The 15,672-nt window shown below is 56.9% G+C and carries 13 protein-coding genes and 1 pseudogene; 12 read left to right on the top strand and 2 right to left on the bottom strand.

Annotation, left to right across the window (positions count from 1 at the left end; genetic code table 11):
* The first annotated feature begins 310 nt into the window (after nucleotides 1-310).
* On the top strand, nucleotides 311-1,273 hold the full coding sequence (locus AXK11_RS03425; RefSeq protein ID WP_082780846.1) for a hydroxypyruvate isomerase family protein: 963 nt from the start codon (nucleotides 311-313) through the stop codon (nucleotides 1,271-1,273).
* 135 nt (nucleotides 1,274-1,408) lie between these two features.
* Nucleotides 1,409-2,314, top strand: coding sequence for a TIM barrel protein (locus AXK11_RS03420; protein ID WP_068629344.1), 906 nt, complete (start codon nucleotides 1,409-1,411; stop codon nucleotides 2,312-2,314).
* A 352-nt stretch (nucleotides 2,315-2,666) separates the two neighbouring features.
* Here the strand turns inward: AXK11_RS03420 and AXK11_RS03415 are convergent, their stop codons facing one another.
* Complete coding sequence (locus AXK11_RS03415) at nucleotides 2,667-3,827, bottom strand: MalY/PatB family protein (protein WP_068629343.1); 1,161 nt, start codon at nucleotides 3,825-3,827, stop codon at nucleotides 2,667-2,669.
* 53 nt (nucleotides 3,828-3,880) lie between these two features.
* On the opposite strand from AXK11_RS03415, the pseudogene AXK11_RS10400 reads away from it, so the two are divergent.
* The 10 genes and pseudogenes from AXK11_RS10400 to AXK11_RS03370 all read left to right on the top strand — a co-directional run.
* Nucleotides 3,881-4,042, top strand: a pseudogene (locus AXK11_RS10400) (DCC1-like thiol-disulfide oxidoreductase family protein); the annotation flags it as partial.
* Between the two features lie 72 nt (nucleotides 4,043-4,114).
* Entirely contained in the window at nucleotides 4,115-4,462 is a 348-nt protein-coding gene (locus tag AXK11_RS09680) for a thiol-disulfide oxidoreductase DCC family protein (RefSeq protein ID WP_156469177.1), read from the top strand.
* 145 nt (nucleotides 4,463-4,607) lie between these two features.
* Nucleotides 4,608-5,501, top strand: coding sequence for a sugar phosphate isomerase/epimerase family protein (locus AXK11_RS03405; RefSeq protein WP_082780832.1), 894 nt, complete (start codon nucleotides 4,608-4,610; stop codon nucleotides 5,499-5,501).
* Complete coding sequence (locus tag AXK11_RS03400) at nucleotides 5,498-6,391, top strand: hydroxypyruvate isomerase family protein (RefSeq protein ID WP_068629339.1); 894 nt, start codon at nucleotides 5,498-5,500, stop codon at nucleotides 6,389-6,391. The genes AXK11_RS03405 and AXK11_RS03400 overlap by 4 nt, the downstream gene beginning before the upstream one ends.
* Before the next feature lie 79 nt (nucleotides 6,392-6,470).
* Nucleotides 6,471-8,159, top strand: coding sequence for a GMC oxidoreductase (locus tag AXK11_RS03395; RefSeq protein ID WP_068629337.1), 1,689 nt, complete (start codon nucleotides 6,471-6,473; stop codon nucleotides 8,157-8,159).
* A gap of 123 nt (nucleotides 8,160-8,282) precedes the next feature.
* Nucleotides 8,283-9,701: a Gfo/Idh/MocA family protein gene (locus tag AXK11_RS03390; protein WP_068629424.1), complete on the top strand. Its 1,419-nt coding sequence runs from the start codon at nucleotides 8,283-8,285 to the stop codon at nucleotides 9,699-9,701.
* A 287-nt stretch (nucleotides 9,702-9,988) separates the two neighbouring features.
* The gene (locus AXK11_RS03385) at nucleotides 9,989-10,798 is read left to right on the top strand and encodes a hydroxypyruvate isomerase family protein (protein ID WP_068629422.1); all 810 of its coding nucleotides are present in this window, start codon (nucleotides 9,989-9,991) and stop codon (nucleotides 10,796-10,798) included.
* Nucleotides 10,799-10,898: 100 nt separating this feature from the next.
* Nucleotides 10,899-12,596: a GMC oxidoreductase gene (locus AXK11_RS03380; RefSeq protein ID WP_068629335.1), complete on the top strand. Its 1,698-nt coding sequence runs from the start codon at nucleotides 10,899-10,901 to the stop codon at nucleotides 12,594-12,596.
* Nucleotides 12,597-12,621: 25 nt separating this feature from the next.
* On the top strand, nucleotides 12,622-13,167 hold the full coding sequence (locus tag AXK11_RS03375; RefSeq protein ID WP_068629333.1) for a gluconate 2-dehydrogenase subunit 3 family protein: 546 nt from the start codon (nucleotides 12,622-12,624) through the stop codon (nucleotides 13,165-13,167).
* A 103-nt stretch (nucleotides 13,168-13,270) separates the two neighbouring features.
* The gene (locus tag AXK11_RS03370; RefSeq protein WP_068629331.1) at nucleotides 13,271-14,020 is read left to right on the top strand and encodes a 3-keto-disaccharide hydrolase; all 750 of its coding nucleotides are present in this window, start codon (nucleotides 13,271-13,273) and stop codon (nucleotides 14,018-14,020) included.
* Between the two features lie 112 nt (nucleotides 14,021-14,132).
* On the opposite strand, the gene AXK11_RS03365 is transcribed toward AXK11_RS03370, so the two are convergent.
* On the bottom strand, nucleotides 14,133-15,152 hold the full coding sequence (locus AXK11_RS03365; RefSeq protein WP_082780845.1) for a TerC family protein: 1,020 nt from the start codon (nucleotides 15,150-15,152) through the stop codon (nucleotides 14,133-14,135).
* Nucleotides 15,153-15,672: the final 520 nt, after the last annotated feature.

Below are 15,672 nucleotides of genomic sequence, written 5' to 3'. Positions count from 1 at the left end.
GAAAACTCGACGTGTGCTGCCTGTGCGCTGTGCGTGGCTTCCATTGCTGTGCCTCGAACTTTCGATTACTCAGGTGCAGCATTGGCTGCGCAGCTTGTGCAACGAGTTGACAATGCCCCGGAGATTCTCCCTCACATCCTTTTATTACACTCAAAAAGCACGCGAATTGCGTCTTTTCAGGAACTTTTTGCAGCAAACGAATGCCATAATTACGATTAAAGCACTACCCGCTCTGCTGGTATTTCCGCACTTTTATCCCTCTTCCTCTAAATGATGACCTCCTGATATTCCTGATTTGGAATTTTTATTTATGATAAAAGAAAAACATAATAATGCTACGGCCGGTGCAAATTTAGAAATTGCTGGCGGCCTTTCTCGTCCTATCAGCCGTCGCGCGGCATTGCGTACTGGGGTGTTGGGCGGAGTTGGCCTTGCCGCTGCCTCCGGGGTGAGTTCCTCCCTTGCGGCCTCTCCCAAGTCGGGGGACTATCCCCCGCTCAAGGGAAGGATAAAACACTCGGTAGTCCGTTGGACTTTCAAACAGATACCACTGGACGAGCTTTGCGTGGCGATCAAGCAGATCGGATTTTCGGCGACGTCCCATGTGCCGCCGAACGACTGGCCCACGCTGAAAAAACATGGAGTGGACTGCTCCTTGTGTTGGGGCGGCATCATTAATATCAGCAGAGGCTGGGCGAATGCGAATGAACACGAAGAGCTGGTGGAGCGCTGCACCAAGCAGATTGATTTTGTAGCCGACGCAGGCTACCGCAACACGGTCATCTTCTCGGGCAACCGTCGCGGGATGGACTTGGAAGAGGCCTTGACCAACGCCGAGGTTGGCCTGAAGCGCGTCCTTGGCCATGCCGAAAAGCGCGGCGTTACGTTGGTGATGTCGATGCCGAACAGGATAGACTTTCCGGACTATCTTTGCAGCAACCCCGACTGGGGCGTTGGCCTGTGCAAGCGGCTGGGCTCGCCCAACTTTGGGCTGCTTGGCGACACCTACCATATGCAGCTGACGCGAGGTGATGTCATCGGGACCATTCGCAGATTCCACGAGTATTTCGTGTACTTTCACACGGGTGGCGTCCCGGGACGCTGCGAGATAGACGACCGCCAGGAGCTGAACCATACCGCCGTTTGTCGGGCACTTGTCGACGTGGGCTACAAGGGGTATTTTTCCCAAGAGTTCATTCCGACTTTAAAGGATCCGACCAATGCCGAGCTCATAGCCTTACTGACTAAGGCTATACATATTTGCGATGTTTAGCTGATAAGCCTTACTGCTGTCTTTAAACCAATAACCTTTTAATATTCCAGTATTGGGGAATCTTTAATTATGACGAAAGAAAAATATAATAATGACACGGTCGGTACAGCCTCAGGAAATGCGGGCAGTGTTTTGATGCAGTCTATCAGTCGGCGCGCGGCATTACGTACCGGGGTGCTGGGTGGTATTGGCTTAGCCGCCGCCGGGCTAAGCCCCTCTCGCGCGGCTCCAGCCCAGCCAGCGAAGTATCCTCCGCTCAAAGGCAGGATAAACCACTCGGTGGCTTACTGGCCTTTTAGGAGAGTAATGACGCTCGACGAGTTTTGCGTGGCGATGAAACAGATCGGGTATTCGGCTATTTCTCATTGCCGTCCCTATCAATGGCCAACATTGAAGGCACACGGGCTGGACAGTTCATTATCTGCTTGCGATGGGCCTATGGATTTTGAGAATGGCCTTGTGACGGCGTCAGTTCACGACGAGTTGGTGGCGCGCTATCTTAAGGCCATTGATCTTGCAGCCGATGCGGGGTACCGGAACCTGCTCATCGCTGGTGGAAATCGCCGTGGCATGGATGTCGACGAGGGGCTGACTAATGCCGAGAATTGTTTAAAGCGTATTCTCGGGCATGCTGAAAAGCGCGGGGTGGTGTTGGCGATGGCGATGGGCAACACTAGGCAGCACCCTGACTACTTTTTTGACAGTGCCGCTCTGGGGGTAGTCTTGTGTAAACGGGTCGGCTCGCCCAGCTTTGGGCTGATCTACGACATCTACCATAGGCAGATGATGGAGGGCAATATCAGGGGCACTATTCGCAAGTACCATGAGTACTTTGTGTACTACCACACCGGTGGCGTTCCCGGCCGAAATGAGCCCGGCGACCCAGATCAAGAGCTCAATTATCCAGCCATCTGCCGGGCGATTGCAGATAGTGGCTACAAGGGCTATCTGGCTCAAGAGTACTTCCCGAAAAAGCGGCCTTTGACTAAAGACATTATTACTGCTTCTCTGCGTGAGTCATTACATGTTTGTGATGTTTGAAGGTTCATCGCATCAGCTTGGGCTTTCCCATGTATACTCATGACCAATCAGTACGCAGGCCGAAGGAGTTCTTTATAGCAAACAAAGGGCGCAGTCTACCGCTGGGGTAGACTCGCCGCCGGCTTGTTTCGCTCGGTGAGGCCTGTGTGAGGCGGGCCGCGCCTGTTTGGCCGAGTCTACCCGTCAACCGGAAAAATCGCCCAAACGGGAAGCCTCCTTCTCTGGTGGCTTCCTTGGGAGCTCTGCCCGGACTGCGGGAACTATTGCCGCTAAAAGCCCCTCCGCTGAAGGGGCTTTTGTGCGGGTTCTTGTTTTTTGAAAAAGCGGGCGGGGCCAAAGGCTCGTCCGGTACTCAGATCCCGTTTTTTATACGGCGGAGGGCTTCGTCGAGCGTGCTGAGCGGGCAGCCGAAGTTGAGCCGCACGTAGTGTCCGGCAGGGGCGCCGAAGAATGCACCGTCACTCAGGCCAACGCCGTGTTTTTCAAAGTGTGCGACGGGATCGCTGAGGCCCAGTGCGCGGACGTTTAACCAAGCTAGGTAAGTGGCTTCAGTCGGGGCCTCGATTTCGATGCCGGGAAGCTCGCGGCGGACGAAGTCGCAGAGGTGGTCGCGGTTGGTTCGCAGGGTATCGAGCAGGGCTTGGCGCCAGGGTTCGCAGTCGCGGTAGGCGGCTTCGCAGGCGGCGTAGCCGAGCGCATTGACTTCGGGCACGATGCCGGTAGCGGCGTGGCTAAATTGCGCGCGAAGTGCGGCGTCGGGGATGATGGCCAGCGAGGTGCCGAGGCCCGGGATGTTGTAGGTCTTGCTAGGGGCCATGAGCGTGAGGCTGCGGCGGGCGATCTCGGGGCCGAGTAGGGCGCTAGGCGTGTGCTTGAGGGCCGGATCGAGGATCAGGTCGCAGTGGATTTCGTCGCTGCACAGGATGAGGTCGTGGCGCAGGCAAAACTCGGCGATGCGCTCCAGTTCGTCGCGCCGCCATACGCGGCCGATCGGGTTGTGCGGACTGCATAGCAAGAAGAGGCGTGTGCGCGGAGTGACGGCGGCTTCGAGCGCGTCCCAGTCGATGCGCCACTGCGCGGTGGGGGCGCCGGATGCGTCGAGCCGTAGCGGCACGGTGACGGTGTGGCGTCCGCCGTTTTTTGGGGCGGACATGAAGGGCGGGTAAATCGGGGCGAGGGTGAGGACTTCATCGCCCTCGTCGGCAAAGGCGCGCGCGGTGACGTTTAGCGCGCAGACGAGGCCTGGCAGCCAGACGATCCAGCTCGGGTCGATGCGCCAGCCGTAGCGGTCTTGCATGGCGGCGACGACTGCGTCGGTGGTGCTTTGGCAGGGGCGGGCGTAGCCGAAGATGCCGTGGTCAATACGCGCGTGCAGCGCGTCGAGAATCGCGGGAGCCGAGCGAAAGTCCATGTCGGCAACCCACATAGGGAGGATGTCGCGGTTTTCGTACTTGAGCCATTTTTGGGAGTCGGTGCCGCGGCGCTCGGGCGGGGTCGTAAAGTCGAATTGCATAGGTTGCGGGCGAGTCTTGTGCGGGGCGTTTTGGCGTTGCGATTCAAAACCGTGTGTTAGCGTGCGGGGTTGTGAATCGGGGAGACCACGCAGCCAAGTTTACCGTGCGATTAGCCGAGCGAGGCGGCACGGTTTTTTACGACGCCGAGTGCGGGCTATGTCGGGCTTGTGTGCGGTGGTTGAGGCGTGCTGACACGCGCGGGAGGCTGAGCTTTGCGCCGTTGCAGGTGGGCGAAGAACTTTGGGGCGGGGGCATCGGCGTGAGTGCAGGCCGAGGCACGCCGCCAATGTTGGAATTTGGAGGTCCTTTGGTTGGGCGAGGGCGTCCGGACAGATCGAGCGCGTTGCTCGCTGATGGCACGCCTGATGCCATCGTGGAACCGGATTTTTTGCGAGAAAACGAACTGCTGCCGAAGGCGAGCGAAGACTTTGATTCGATGGTATTTATACCGGATCGCGTGCGAATCGGTAAGCCGGAGTTTTTGTTGCGCACGGATGCGCTTGTGGCGGCGCTGCGGGCCTGCGGCGGTAGCGCAGCGTTTTGGGGTAAACTGCTCAAGCTGGCACCACGGGGATTGCGCGACTTAGGCTATCGCCTCGTTGCTCGCTACCGGCATCGATTTTTTAGCGACTAAACTGCTGGTAGTCTTTCGCTTTGAGAAGAGGGGGTGATAATGGCAGCGGCGATTATGCCGTTTTGTTGAAGTTTTATTTTGCTTTTGAGGGGCAGTGCCTTCTCCCTCAGGTCGCTTCCCTTAGTAAAACCCACCCCGTCCCCAAATGAAGAAATGCTGTCTGTCCGTGGCCGCGCTGTGCGCCGCCTTTTTGTCGTGTTTCGGCCCCTCAGGCTGTTCGCAGCAAGGCGGGAAAGCAGAGGATAAGCCCGTGGCGATGCATATGCATTGGTTGCGGGATATGGCCTCAGAGGAAGCTCAGTTTGAAACGGTGCGCGCGGCGGGAGTCCGCTTGGTGGAGATTTCCGGCAGGCAAAGCCTATCGGCGGAGGAGCTGAAAGCGCTTCTGGACAAATATGAGCTTCGGACCATCGGGATGTACGTCGGGGGACTGGATGGGGGGCTAAACGAGCTGCGCAACAATTTAGACGGGCTGGTGGCTTTCAACAAAGCAATTGGTAATCGCGTGCTGGTGGTGCCTTCCGTGCCAAGGGAGGAGCGACCTGATACGGCGCAAGGCTGGATAGCACTAGGCAGGGAGCTTGGCCAGTTGGCTGAGAGGGCGGCGGCGGCCGGGATGTTGCTCGCTTACCACAATCACGACTTTGAGATGGTTGAATTCGGTGGGAAAACCGCGCTGGAGTTGCTATTTGAATCGGCGGTTTCCGCACTTAAGGCGGAAGTTGATGTGGCTTGGGTGGCGCGTGGAGGGCGAGATCCCGCGGAAATGTTGGAGCGGCTTTCTGGGCGTGTGTACTCGATTCACGCTAAGGACAATTGGCCGGAGGGGGAGGGCGAGGCTGAACGTGGGTTTGCCGACGTAGGCTCGGGCGTGCTTGATTGGGCCGCCATTTTGCCCGCTGCCGCTCGGGCTGGTGTGCAATCATCATTGAGCACGACCGCCCTAACGACCCGGCAGAGTCAATCAGGGGTAGCGCGGAGTATCTCAAGGCACATTTGCCTCAGGGGACGGTCTACTGATGAAAGGAATTATATATGAACTACTCAACATACAGGGTCAGTCGGCGCCTAGCGCTGCGTAGTGTAATACTTGGTGGTGTCGGTCTTGCTTCTGCCGGGCTAGGCGCAGCTTGGGCGGTCGAGCCTCAAGCATCACACGCTTCGCTGAAAGGGAGGTTGAAGCAGTCCGTGGCCCGCTGGACCTATAGGAAACTGTCACTTGATGAGCTTTGCCAAGCGGTGAAGCGGCTTGGCTTTTCAGCGATTGATTTGGCTCGCCCGGCTGATTGGCCGACCTTGAAGGCGCATGGAGTGCACTGCTCAATGTGCTGGGGAGCTGAACTCGGTTTAGCAAAGGGCTTTGCTGCCTCGGAGTATCACGATGAGCTGGTGACGCGTTATCTTGAGCATATCGATTTGGTGGCCGATGCCGGCTATCGCAAATTGATCTGCTTTTCTGGCAACCGAAACGGTATGGACCCTGAAGAAGGACTGGCGAATGCCGAGGTTGGGCTGAAGCGTATTCTGGGACATGCTGAAAAGCGCGGTGTGATGATCGCAATGGAGTACTTGAACTCTAAAGTGGACCATAAGGATTACCTATTCGACAATTCCGAGTGGGGTGTTGCTTTGTGCAAGAGACTGGGTTCACCCAATTTCGGCATCCTTTACGATATCTACCATGCGCAGATAATGGAGGGCGATATCATCGCCACCATTCGTAAGTACCAACAGCACTTCGTGCATTATCACACGGGCGGTGTCCCCGGTCGGCATGAGATCGGGGCTGATCAAGAGCTCAACTATCCGGCCATCTGCCGGGCGATTGTGGAGACTGGCTTCGATGGTTACTTGGCGCACGAGTTCATTCCGACTGCGCCAGACCCTGTGGATTCTTTGCGCGAGGCTGTACACTTGTGCGATGTCTGACTTGATTTCGATTATACACTCTCGTTTTTCTATATTTACATAGATAGCTCTTGATTCTTGGTTTCCTGGAGACCCTCTTATGGCAAACGAAAAATATCATTACGATGCGATCGTCGTTGGTTCAGGTATCACGGGCGGTTGGGCCGCAAAAGAGCTGACCGAGAAAGGGCTCAGGGTGCTGATGCTTGAGCGCGGGCGTAATATTGAGCACGTCAAAGACTATGTAAATGCATGGAAAGAGGCGTGGGACCTTCCGCACCGGGGACGTCCAACTCCGAAGCAAAGAGCGGTGACAAAGGGGTGGTTGTTTTCGCAAGCAACGCTGGGAATGTGGGTTGATGAGCGGGATAGCCCGTATACCGAGACTAAGCCCTTCCGTTGGGTTCGTGGTTATCATGTGGGGGGGCGTTCGCTCCTATGGGGGCGGCAGAGCTACCGGATGCCTCCGATGGACTTTGAGGCTAATGCGAAGGAGGGGATCGCGATAGATTGGCCGATTCGGTATAAAGATCTCGCGCCGTGGTATGACTACGTGGAGCGTTTTGCGGGGATAGCGGGAACGATGGAGGGCTTGGACGAGGTGCTGCCTGATGGTCAATTCCTGCCACCGATTCGGCTCAATGCTGTCGAGCGGGATGCGGCTGCTCAGATTAAACGAGCCTTTGGTGGCACGCGCCATCTCATTAATTCACGTGTGGCCCATGTCACCGAGTACCGTCCCGAGCAGGGGCGGGCGGCTTGCCAGCTTCGGAATAAGTGCAATGTAGGCTGCCCATATGGGGCATACTTTTCGACCCAATCGGCTACACTGCCTGCGGCGATGAAAACGGGGCGGCTGACCCTGCGTCCGTTTTCAATCGTGAAGGAAGTTCTGTATGATAAAGACCGTAAGCGTGCTCGTGGCGTCGAGATTATCGATGCAGAGAATGGCCAAACCTATCAGTACACAGCTCGTGTTATTTTTATCAATGCAGGCAGTTTTAACTCAACTTGGTTGTTGATGAACTCGGCGACTGATGTTTGGGAAGGTGGGCTTGGCTCCTCCTCGGGTGAGTTGGGGCACAATGCCATGGACCACCACTCGGGTGCGGGTGGAGGCGGACAGGTCGAAGGCTACTTGGACAGTTATGTCTTTGGTCGTCGTCCAGTGAGTGGTTTTTATGTGCCTCGTTTCCGCAATGTAGGTGGCGACAAGCGCGATTACCTGCGCGGCTTTGGATATCAGGGCGGGGCTGGCCGGGGCCGAGGCGCCCCTGGAGCTGGCGATATTGCTGTTGGCCCGGAGTTGAAGGAGGCTCTCAGTGTGCCAGGAAACTGGAATATCAGCATGGGGGGCTTTGGCGAGATGCTGCCGTATTACGATAACAAGATCAGCCTAGACCCCGTGCGCAAAGACAAGTGGGGCCTGCCTATTTTGGCGATAGACGTATCGCTGCATGAAAACGAGTTAGCTATGCGCAAGGATATGAAAGAGGCAGCGCAGGAGTTTTTTGAGGCCATAGATTTTGTTAAAAATGTGGGTAGTCACGACGGCGGCTATACACCGGGGAATGGGATTCACGAGATGGGGACGGCGCGGATGGGGCGTGATCCGAAGACTTCGGTGCTGAATGCGCATAACCAAGTGTGGGATGCGCCGAATGTCTATGTGACTGACGGCGCGTGCATGACCTCTTCGGGCTGCGTGAACCCGTCGCTGACCTACATGGCAATTACTGCGCGCGCGGCCGACCATGCCGTGCGAGAGCTAAAAGCGCGGAATCTGTGAGTTCAGGTACTCTTCGTTTCACTTTAACTCCTCCCGGCTGGTCTGGACTCTGCCTAACCTAAATTGGCGAACCCTAACTCCAAAATCACTAAGTCTTCTACATCTTCTGGCTCCTTGACTCTTATGAATACCTCACGACGGAAATTTATCAAAAATACCTCAACTGCCGCCGCGGCCTTTACCATCGTTCCCCGGCATGTGTTGGGTGGCTCAGGCTTCGTTGCTCCTAGTGAAAAGCTGATTGTGGCTGGCATTGGCGTGGGGGGAATGGGAGATGCTGATCTCCAGCGCATTCACGGCAGCGGAAAGGCGGAAATTGCTTATCTGTGCGATGTTGATGACCGCCGCGCGGCGGCCTCGGTGAAACGCTTCCCCCAAGCCAAATATTACAAGGACTTCCGCGAGATGCTGGACAAGGAGCATCGGCATATCGACGCCGTCTCCATTTCCACGCCTGACCACAATCACGCCATCCAGGCCTTGGCCGCGATGCAACTAGGCAAGCATGTTTATGTGCAAAAACCCATCGCTCATGATGTCTGGGAAGCTCGGATACTGACTGATGCGGCCAAACGTTACAAGGTAGTCACTCAGATGGGCAATCAGGGTGCCTCCAATGATGGCCCGCGCCAAGTGCGCGAATGGTATGAAGCCGGTTTGCTCGGCGATGTACATACTGTCTACTGCTGGACTGACCGCCCGGTGTGGCCACAAGGTATTGCTTGGCCCAGCCAAGCAGCGAGCGTGCCTGCTGAGCTGGACTGGGATCTGTGGCTCGGCACCGCTCCGTATCGCGACTATGTGGACAAGCTTGTGCCGTTCAACTGGCGCGGCTGGTGGGATTACGGCACGGGCGCACTCGGCGACATGGGCTGCCACCTTCTGGAAGTGCCCTTCAGTGTGCTCGGTCTACAATATGTGCAGGATGTGCATGCTTCTGTCGGTTCGGTCTACGTGGACGAGTTCCGCCGCGGGGATTTCCCCGAAAGCTGCCCGCCGTCTTCTCACGCCACCATGACTTTTCCCAAAACCGAACGCACACAAGGGCCAGTCACCTTGCACTGGATGGATGGTGGCATCCAGCCTAGCTTGCCTGACGAACTCGAAGCGGGCGAACTGTTTGGTGATGGGGGCAATGGCATTTTGCTTGTCGGCACCATGGGGAAGGTGCTGGCCGATACCTACGGTGGCAAGGCCCGCCTGCTGCCTACCTCCCGCCAAGCAAGTGTGCCGCAAAAATACGCCCGCGTGGAAGGCCAGGCACGGGGGCACTGGGCTCAGTGGGTGGATGCCTGTCTTGCTGGATATGGGCGCAAGGAAGTTAGTTCTCCCTTCGAGATTGCTGGGCCGCTGACGGAGGCGCTGCTCATGGCCAATCTCGCCATTCGTGGAGCTGCCCTTCGGGTTGGGAACCAATATCCCGGCCGCAGTCTCAAGCTACTATGGGATAACAGTGCCATGCGGGTGACTAATTTTGACTTGGTTAACCAGTTCGTGAAAAGGGAGTACCGCTCGGGCTGGGAGGTAAACTACACTTTCTGAGTGATAGACGGTGACTCCACAAAAGCTCCGCTGAGGCGTTCTCTCCCTTTTCCTATACTCAGAGAGCAACACCCGACTCCCAGTTTCGGGAAAATATCTCATGACAAACGCACCATTTCGTTACGGCGTGATTGCCGCTGGCTGCTACTATAGGCGGCCACGGGATTACCGGGTTGGAGTTTTAACAAGGGGGAAGCTGTAACATGAGCTTTTCGACTTACACAATGAGACGCCGCCCAATTCTTTGTGCTGCCATGGCTGACAGTGTTGACATTGCCTCCCTTGGAATGGGGGCTGCTCGGGCGATTGAGCCGCAGGCGCGGGACTTTTCACTCAAAGGCAACCTCAAGCAATCAGTGACCCGCTGGACATACGGGATGCTGTCACTCGACGAACTCTGCCAGACGGTGAAACAGTTTGGTTTTTCGGCTATTGAAGCTGTTGGTCCGGCGGACTGGCCAACCTTGAAGGTGCATGGGATGAACTGTCCCATGTGTGGTGGTGCGGAGCTCGGCTTGGCAAAGGGCTTTGCGGTGCCGCAGTATCACGATGAGTTGGTGACTCGTTATCTTGAGCACATTGACTTGGTGGCCGATGCCGGGTATCGCAAAATGATCTGCTTTTCCGGTAACCAAAATGGGATGGATCCTGAGGAGGGATTGGCCAATGCCGAGGCTGGGCTGAAACGGGTCTTGGGTCACGCTGAAAAGCGCGGTGTGGTGTTGGCGATGGAGCTGTTGAATTCAAAGGTGGATCACCCTGACTACCTATGTGATAACACTGCATGGGGAGTGGCTTTATGCGAGAGGATCAGTTCGCCGAGTTTTGCGCTGCTCTACGATATCTACCATATGCAGATCATGGAAGGGGACATTATTGCTACCATCCGCAAGTACCACACCTACTTTATACACTATCATACGGCTGGCGTGCCCGGGCGGCATGAGATCGGTGCAGATCAGGAGCTGAATTATTCGGCCATCTGCCGTGCGATTGTCGAAACTGGCTTTGATGGCTACTTGGCACACGAGTTCATCCCGACTGCACCAGACCCTGTGGATTCTTTGCTCGAGGCTGTGCGCCTATGCGACGTTTGAAACGGTTTCGTCTCTCACTTAATTTTGCCTTCTAATTTTAATCCCCTGCTTTCTTAACTCCCAAAATTTCAGGCTTCCCTTGCTTTCTGGAGACCCTCTTATGGCAAACGAAAAATATGATTACGATGCGATCGTCGTTGGTTCAGGTATCAGTGGTGGCTGGGCTGCCAAAGAACTAACCGAAAAAGGGCTGCGAGTCCTGATGCTTGAGCGCGGGCGTAATATTGAGCACGTCAAAGATTACATAAATGCGTGGAAGGAGCCTTGGGACTTTCCTCATCGCGGGCGCCGGACTCGAAAGATGATTGAGGATCACCCAGTACTCAGGCGCGACTATCCGCTAAACGAAGCGACCTCCGGGATGTGGGCCAATGAGCAGGATAACCCTTACACCGAGATTAAACGTTTCGACTGGTATCGTGGCTATCACGTGGGGGGACGCTCTCTCTTGTGGGGGCGCCATAGCTACCGCTGGGCTCCGATGGACTTTGAGGCTAATGCCAAGGAGGGGATCGCGATTGATTGGCCGATTCGGTATAAAGACCTCGCGCCGTGGTATGACTATGTGGAGCGCTTTGCGGGTATCGCTGGTTCTTTTGAGGGCCTCGACGAAGTACTACCCGATGGTCAATTCCTGCCGCCGGTTCCACTAAATGTGGTCGAGCGCGACGTGGCAGCCCGCATCAGGCAGGCTTTTGGCGGTACTCGTCACCTCATCAACTCACGCGTGGCCAACATCACCGAGCATCGCCCCGAGCAAGGACGCGCAGCTTGCCAATATCGCGACAAATGCTGGCAGGGCTGTCCTTACGGGGCGTATTTTTCGACCCAGTCAACGACGCTACCAGCCGCGATGAAAACGGGGAGACTGACTCTGCGTCCATTTTCGATTGTGAAAGAAGTCCTCTACGACAAAGATCGCAAGCGCGCCCGAGGCGTCGAGATCATTGATGCTGAGAACGGTCAGACTTACCAGTATACAGCCCATATTGTATTTTTGAATGCCTCGACGTTTAACTCCACGTGGCTGCTGATGAACTCGGCGACTGATGTTTGGGAAGGTGGGCTTGGCTCCTCTTCGGGTGAGCTGGGGCACAACGTCATGGATCACCACTTCCGGTGCGGAGCGGGAGGTCGGGTCGATGGCTATCTGGACAGTTATGTCTTTGGTCGCCGCCCAGCAGGCTTTTATGTGCCGCGGTTTCGCAACGTGGGTGGCGATAAGCGTAACTACCTGCGCGGCTTCGGTTATCAGGGCGGCGCTGGTCGCGGTCGTGGACTGTCGGAAGTGGTCGCTGAGCTCTCTGTTGGTCCGGAGCTAAAAGGGGCTTTGAGCGAGCCAGGAAACTGGAGTATCGGGATGGGGGCCTTCGGCGAGATGCTGCCGTATCATGACAACACGATCAGCTTGGATCCTGTGCGCAAGGATAAGTGGGGCCTGCCTATTTTGGCCATGGACGTATCGATTCGAGAGAACGAGCTGGCGATGCGCGAGGATATGAAAGCAGATGGGGTGGAAATGCTTGAGGCGGCCGGAGTTAAAAACGCCCGCGCCTACGATTCTGGCTATGCACCCGGGCAGGGTATTCACGAGATGGGGACGGCGCGGATGGGGCGCGATCCGAAGACTTCGGTGCTGAATGCGCATAACCAAGTGTGGGATGCGCTGAATGTCTATGTGACTGACGGCGCGTGCATGACCTCTTCGGGCTGCGTGAACCCGTCGCTGACTTATATGGCGATGACTGCCCGCGCAGCCGATCACGCCGTGCGAGAGCTCAAAGCACGTAATCTATAACTTAAACAACAGAGCTATTCTTATTATGAACCGTCGAGAACTCCTGAAACTGATCGCTGCGGCCACTGGTGCGGCGATGATTGGCACCCCCCAATTCCTCTATGGCTACATCAACCCGCCAGAGGCGAACAACGACTTCTCCGAGGCCGATGTCGCCAAGCTGGATGAGATCGCCGAGACGATCATTCCCAGAACTGACACTCCGGGTGCGAAGGATGCGGGCTGTGGGCTCATCATGGCGCAGATCGTGACCGATTGCTACTCACCTGAGGAGCAGCAGCGCTTCCGCGAAGGGCTGGCGGACCTTGATAAGCGCACCAATGGCCGCTTCATGAAGATGTCACCCAAAGAGCGCGCCGACTTGTTTCGCACTCTGCATGCTGAGCTGAAGGCTCCGGATGTTGAGGGTGGACCACCCAAGCCGCATTACTTTACGATGTTTAAGCAGCTCACCATCTGGACCTTCTTCAGTTCCGAAGTGGGGGCAAAACAGGTGTTGCGCTACGTAGCCGTTCCCGGGCGCTACGAGGATATCCCTTACGAGCCGGGAATGCGGGCTTGGGCGACCTGAGCCGGGTGCGCCACGAGAACACAGTTACAGCTTCTACTGAGCTTTAAAACCATTAGGGCTCCTCGGGAAGACTGAGGGGCCGTTCAACAAAGGAGTTTATATGATGAAGAAATCCCTCTCAGGATTAGCCCGCCTTTCGCTGGCTGTTGCGGTTTGTGCTGCAGCACAAGCTCGGGCTGCCGCTCAGCCACGCAAGCCCGCCGACTCGGAGGTTTGGGAGCATGTCCCTGTGCACGTCGCCACACCTCCGAATGCAGCTCCCTCGGATGCGGTGGTGCTGTTCGACGGCACAAACCTTTCCGAGTGGGAAAGCGAGACCGGCAGGCCGGCTCCTTGGCATGTGGCCGATGGCGTGTTGACTGTCGTGCCTGGCAGCAAGGGGATTCGCACCAAGCGGAGTTTTTGCGACATCCAGTTGCACATCGAGTGGCGCATCCCAAACGAGCCGCAGTCGAATCGGAGCCAAAATCGGGGTAACAGCGGCGTTTTCCTCCAAGAGCGCTACGAGGTGCAAATACTCGATAGCTACGAGAATCCGACCTATTCCAACGGCCAAGCTGCCGCGATTTACAAACAGGCCATCCCGCTGGTGAATGCCTCGCGCGCGCCGGAGGAGTGGCAGACTTATGACATTATCTGGAAGGCTCCGCGTTTTTCTAAAGGGGGCGGACTGATTTCGCCCGCACGGATTACGGTGCTGCACAATGGCGTACTCGTGCAGAACGACATCGTTATCGCGGGGAGGACAAACGCCGCTGAGCCGTCTTACACTCCGCACGGCTGTGCGCCGCTCTTCCTGCAAGATCACGGCTCGAAGATCAGTTTCCGCAATATTTGGGTGCGCGAGCTATAGCGCGCGAATGCCCGAGAGCTGAGAAATTGACTGCCGCCCGCTTTCTTTATTGGCGCACCGCGCTTCGTCTCGACTTTGCGTGATCGCAAGCCGCGCACGGAGGGACGCGCGGCTAGGGCTTTCGCTCCGGTATCAGCAGCGAGGCGAGAATGGCCGTGCCGAGGAGGCCTGCAATCACGGCGAGTGAGCTGCCGATGCTGATATGTGCCCACGGCTCAATCAGCATTTTAACGCCGATGAAGCAGAGCACGAGCGCGAGTCCCAACTTCAGATAACGGAAAAGCTGCATGATGCCGCTGAGCGCAAAGTAGAGCGAGCGTAGCCCGAGGATCGCAAAAATATTGGAGGTCAGCGCAATAAACCCGTCGCGCGTGATCGCCAAAACTGCGGGGAGCGAATCGAGCGCGAAAACCAAGTCGGTCGTTTCGATGACGATCAGGACGACGAAGAGGCTGGTCGCGACTTTCGCATAGTTGGGTTGCTGGGCCTGCGCGCCGTTTGCCGAAAGCTCGGCGGCGCGATTTTCGCGGACGAAGAAGTGGCCGCCGTGTGGTTGCTCGCTGACGGGGAAGAAGCGGCGGAAGAGCTTTACGGCGAAGTTTTGCTCAGGGTTGACGTCGGCCTCGTCACCCTTGCCTGGCAGCGCCATTTTGATGCCCGTGTACACGAGGAAGGCGCCGAAAAGGTAGAGGATCCAGTGGAAGCGATTGATGACGCTCACGCCTACGAGGATGAAGACCGCCCGCATGAGCACGGCACCGACGATCCCCCAGAAAAGCACGCGGTGCTGGTAGCGCGCGGCGACCTTGAAGTACGTGAACACCAGGATGAAGACGAAGACGTTGTCCACGCTCAGCGAGAGCTCGATCAAGTAGGCAGCGAGAAACTCTTGGGCCGAGGCGGGGCCGCGCCACCACCAGATCAGCGCGTTAAACGAAAGCGCGAGCGTGGCCCACACGGCGCACCAGCCGAGCGCCTCCTTCATTTTTACCTCGTGTGCCTCGCGCTGAAACACGCCCAGGTCGAGGGCCAGCATGGCCGATATGAACAGGAAAAAACCGACCCACGCCCACCAAGGCAGGGCAGGCAGCGTATCCACAATCGCGAAGAACCGGACGGCAACAGCAGGCATGGCAAACATCGGCCGCGAAGCATGCGCCCGGCCCCACCTCCTTCGAGCGTTTTTTCCACTGCGCGTGGGGCGGTGGCGTGGCGCCACGTGCCATTGAGTTTGGGAATCGGCTATCGGCGCTACGCGCCGAAGCACGATTCCCAAATTTAACGGGACATCCTCCCTGTCGCGTTGCGACAGGAGAAGGAGCCTGAATCGCGGATGGAGCGGAAACCCATTTGGCCGAGGTGAAAAAGTTTACGGGTTAAACTCCCACCTGAGCTCTCATTCAACTGTGCGGCTTTGTTCTTCGGGCAGAATGCCCGAAGAACAAAGCCGCACAGTAAATGGGTGCAGGCACCGCCTGCCGCCGCCCGCGTAGGGCCGCCCCCCACGCGCAGTGGGGCGATCCTTTCGTTTGGTGGCGCGCTCGTTGGTTCGCCGTCCTCCCTGCCGCTTGCATAATTCAGTGACTGCCGCTGCGGTGCAGGGCGTCGACTGGTTATTGGGCGGAGAGCTCCCTATCCCTCTCGCTTCCTGA

It is taken from the genome of Cephaloticoccus primus (assembly GCF_001580015.1).
Classification (GTDB): Bacteria; Verrucomicrobiota; Verrucomicrobiia; order Opitutales; family Opitutaceae; genus Cephaloticoccus; species Cephaloticoccus primus.
Note: the sequence above shows the minus strand (reverse complement) of the source record. Positions and strands in the feature narration are given on the sequence as shown.

Bases quoted from the DNA above. Each gene is read 5' to 3' on its own strand.
- AXK11_RS03425 (WP_082780846.1), top strand. From the start codon at position 311: ATGATAAAAGAAAAACATAATAATGCTACGGCCGGTGCAAATTTAGAA.
- AXK11_RS03420 (WP_068629344.1), top strand. From the start codon at position 1,409: ATGCAGTCTATCAGTCGGCGCGCGGCATTACGTACCGGGGTGCTGGGT.
- AXK11_RS03415 (WP_068629343.1), bottom strand. From the start codon at position 3,827: ATGCAATTCGACTTTACGACCCCGCCCGAGCGCCGCGGCACCGACTCC.
- AXK11_RS09680 (WP_156469177.1), top strand. From the start codon at position 4,115: ATGTTGGAATTTGGAGGTCCTTTGGTTGGGCGAGGGCGTCCGGACAGA.
- AXK11_RS03405 (WP_082780832.1), top strand. From the start codon at position 4,608: ATGAAGAAATGCTGTCTGTCCGTGGCCGCGCTGTGCGCCGCCTTTTTG.
- AXK11_RS03400 (WP_068629339.1), top strand. From the start codon at position 5,498: ATGAACTACTCAACATACAGGGTCAGTCGGCGCCTAGCGCTGCGTAGT.
- AXK11_RS03395 (WP_068629337.1), top strand. From the start codon at position 6,471: ATGGCAAACGAAAAATATCATTACGATGCGATCGTCGTTGGTTCAGGT.
- AXK11_RS03390 (WP_068629424.1), top strand. From the start codon at position 8,283: ATGAATACCTCACGACGGAAATTTATCAAAAATACCTCAACTGCCGCC.
- AXK11_RS03385 (WP_068629422.1), top strand. From the start codon at position 9,989: ATGGGGGCTGCTCGGGCGATTGAGCCGCAGGCGCGGGACTTTTCACTC.
- AXK11_RS03380 (WP_068629335.1), top strand. From the start codon at position 10,899: ATGGCAAACGAAAAATATGATTACGATGCGATCGTCGTTGGTTCAGGT.
- AXK11_RS03375 (WP_068629333.1), top strand. From the start codon at position 12,622: ATGAACCGTCGAGAACTCCTGAAACTGATCGCTGCGGCCACTGGTGCG.
- AXK11_RS03370 (WP_068629331.1), top strand. From the start codon at position 13,271: ATGAAGAAATCCCTCTCAGGATTAGCCCGCCTTTCGCTGGCTGTTGCG.
- AXK11_RS03365 (WP_082780845.1), bottom strand. From the start codon at position 15,152: ATGCCTGCTGTTGCCGTCCGGTTCTTCGCGATTGTGGATACGCTGCCT.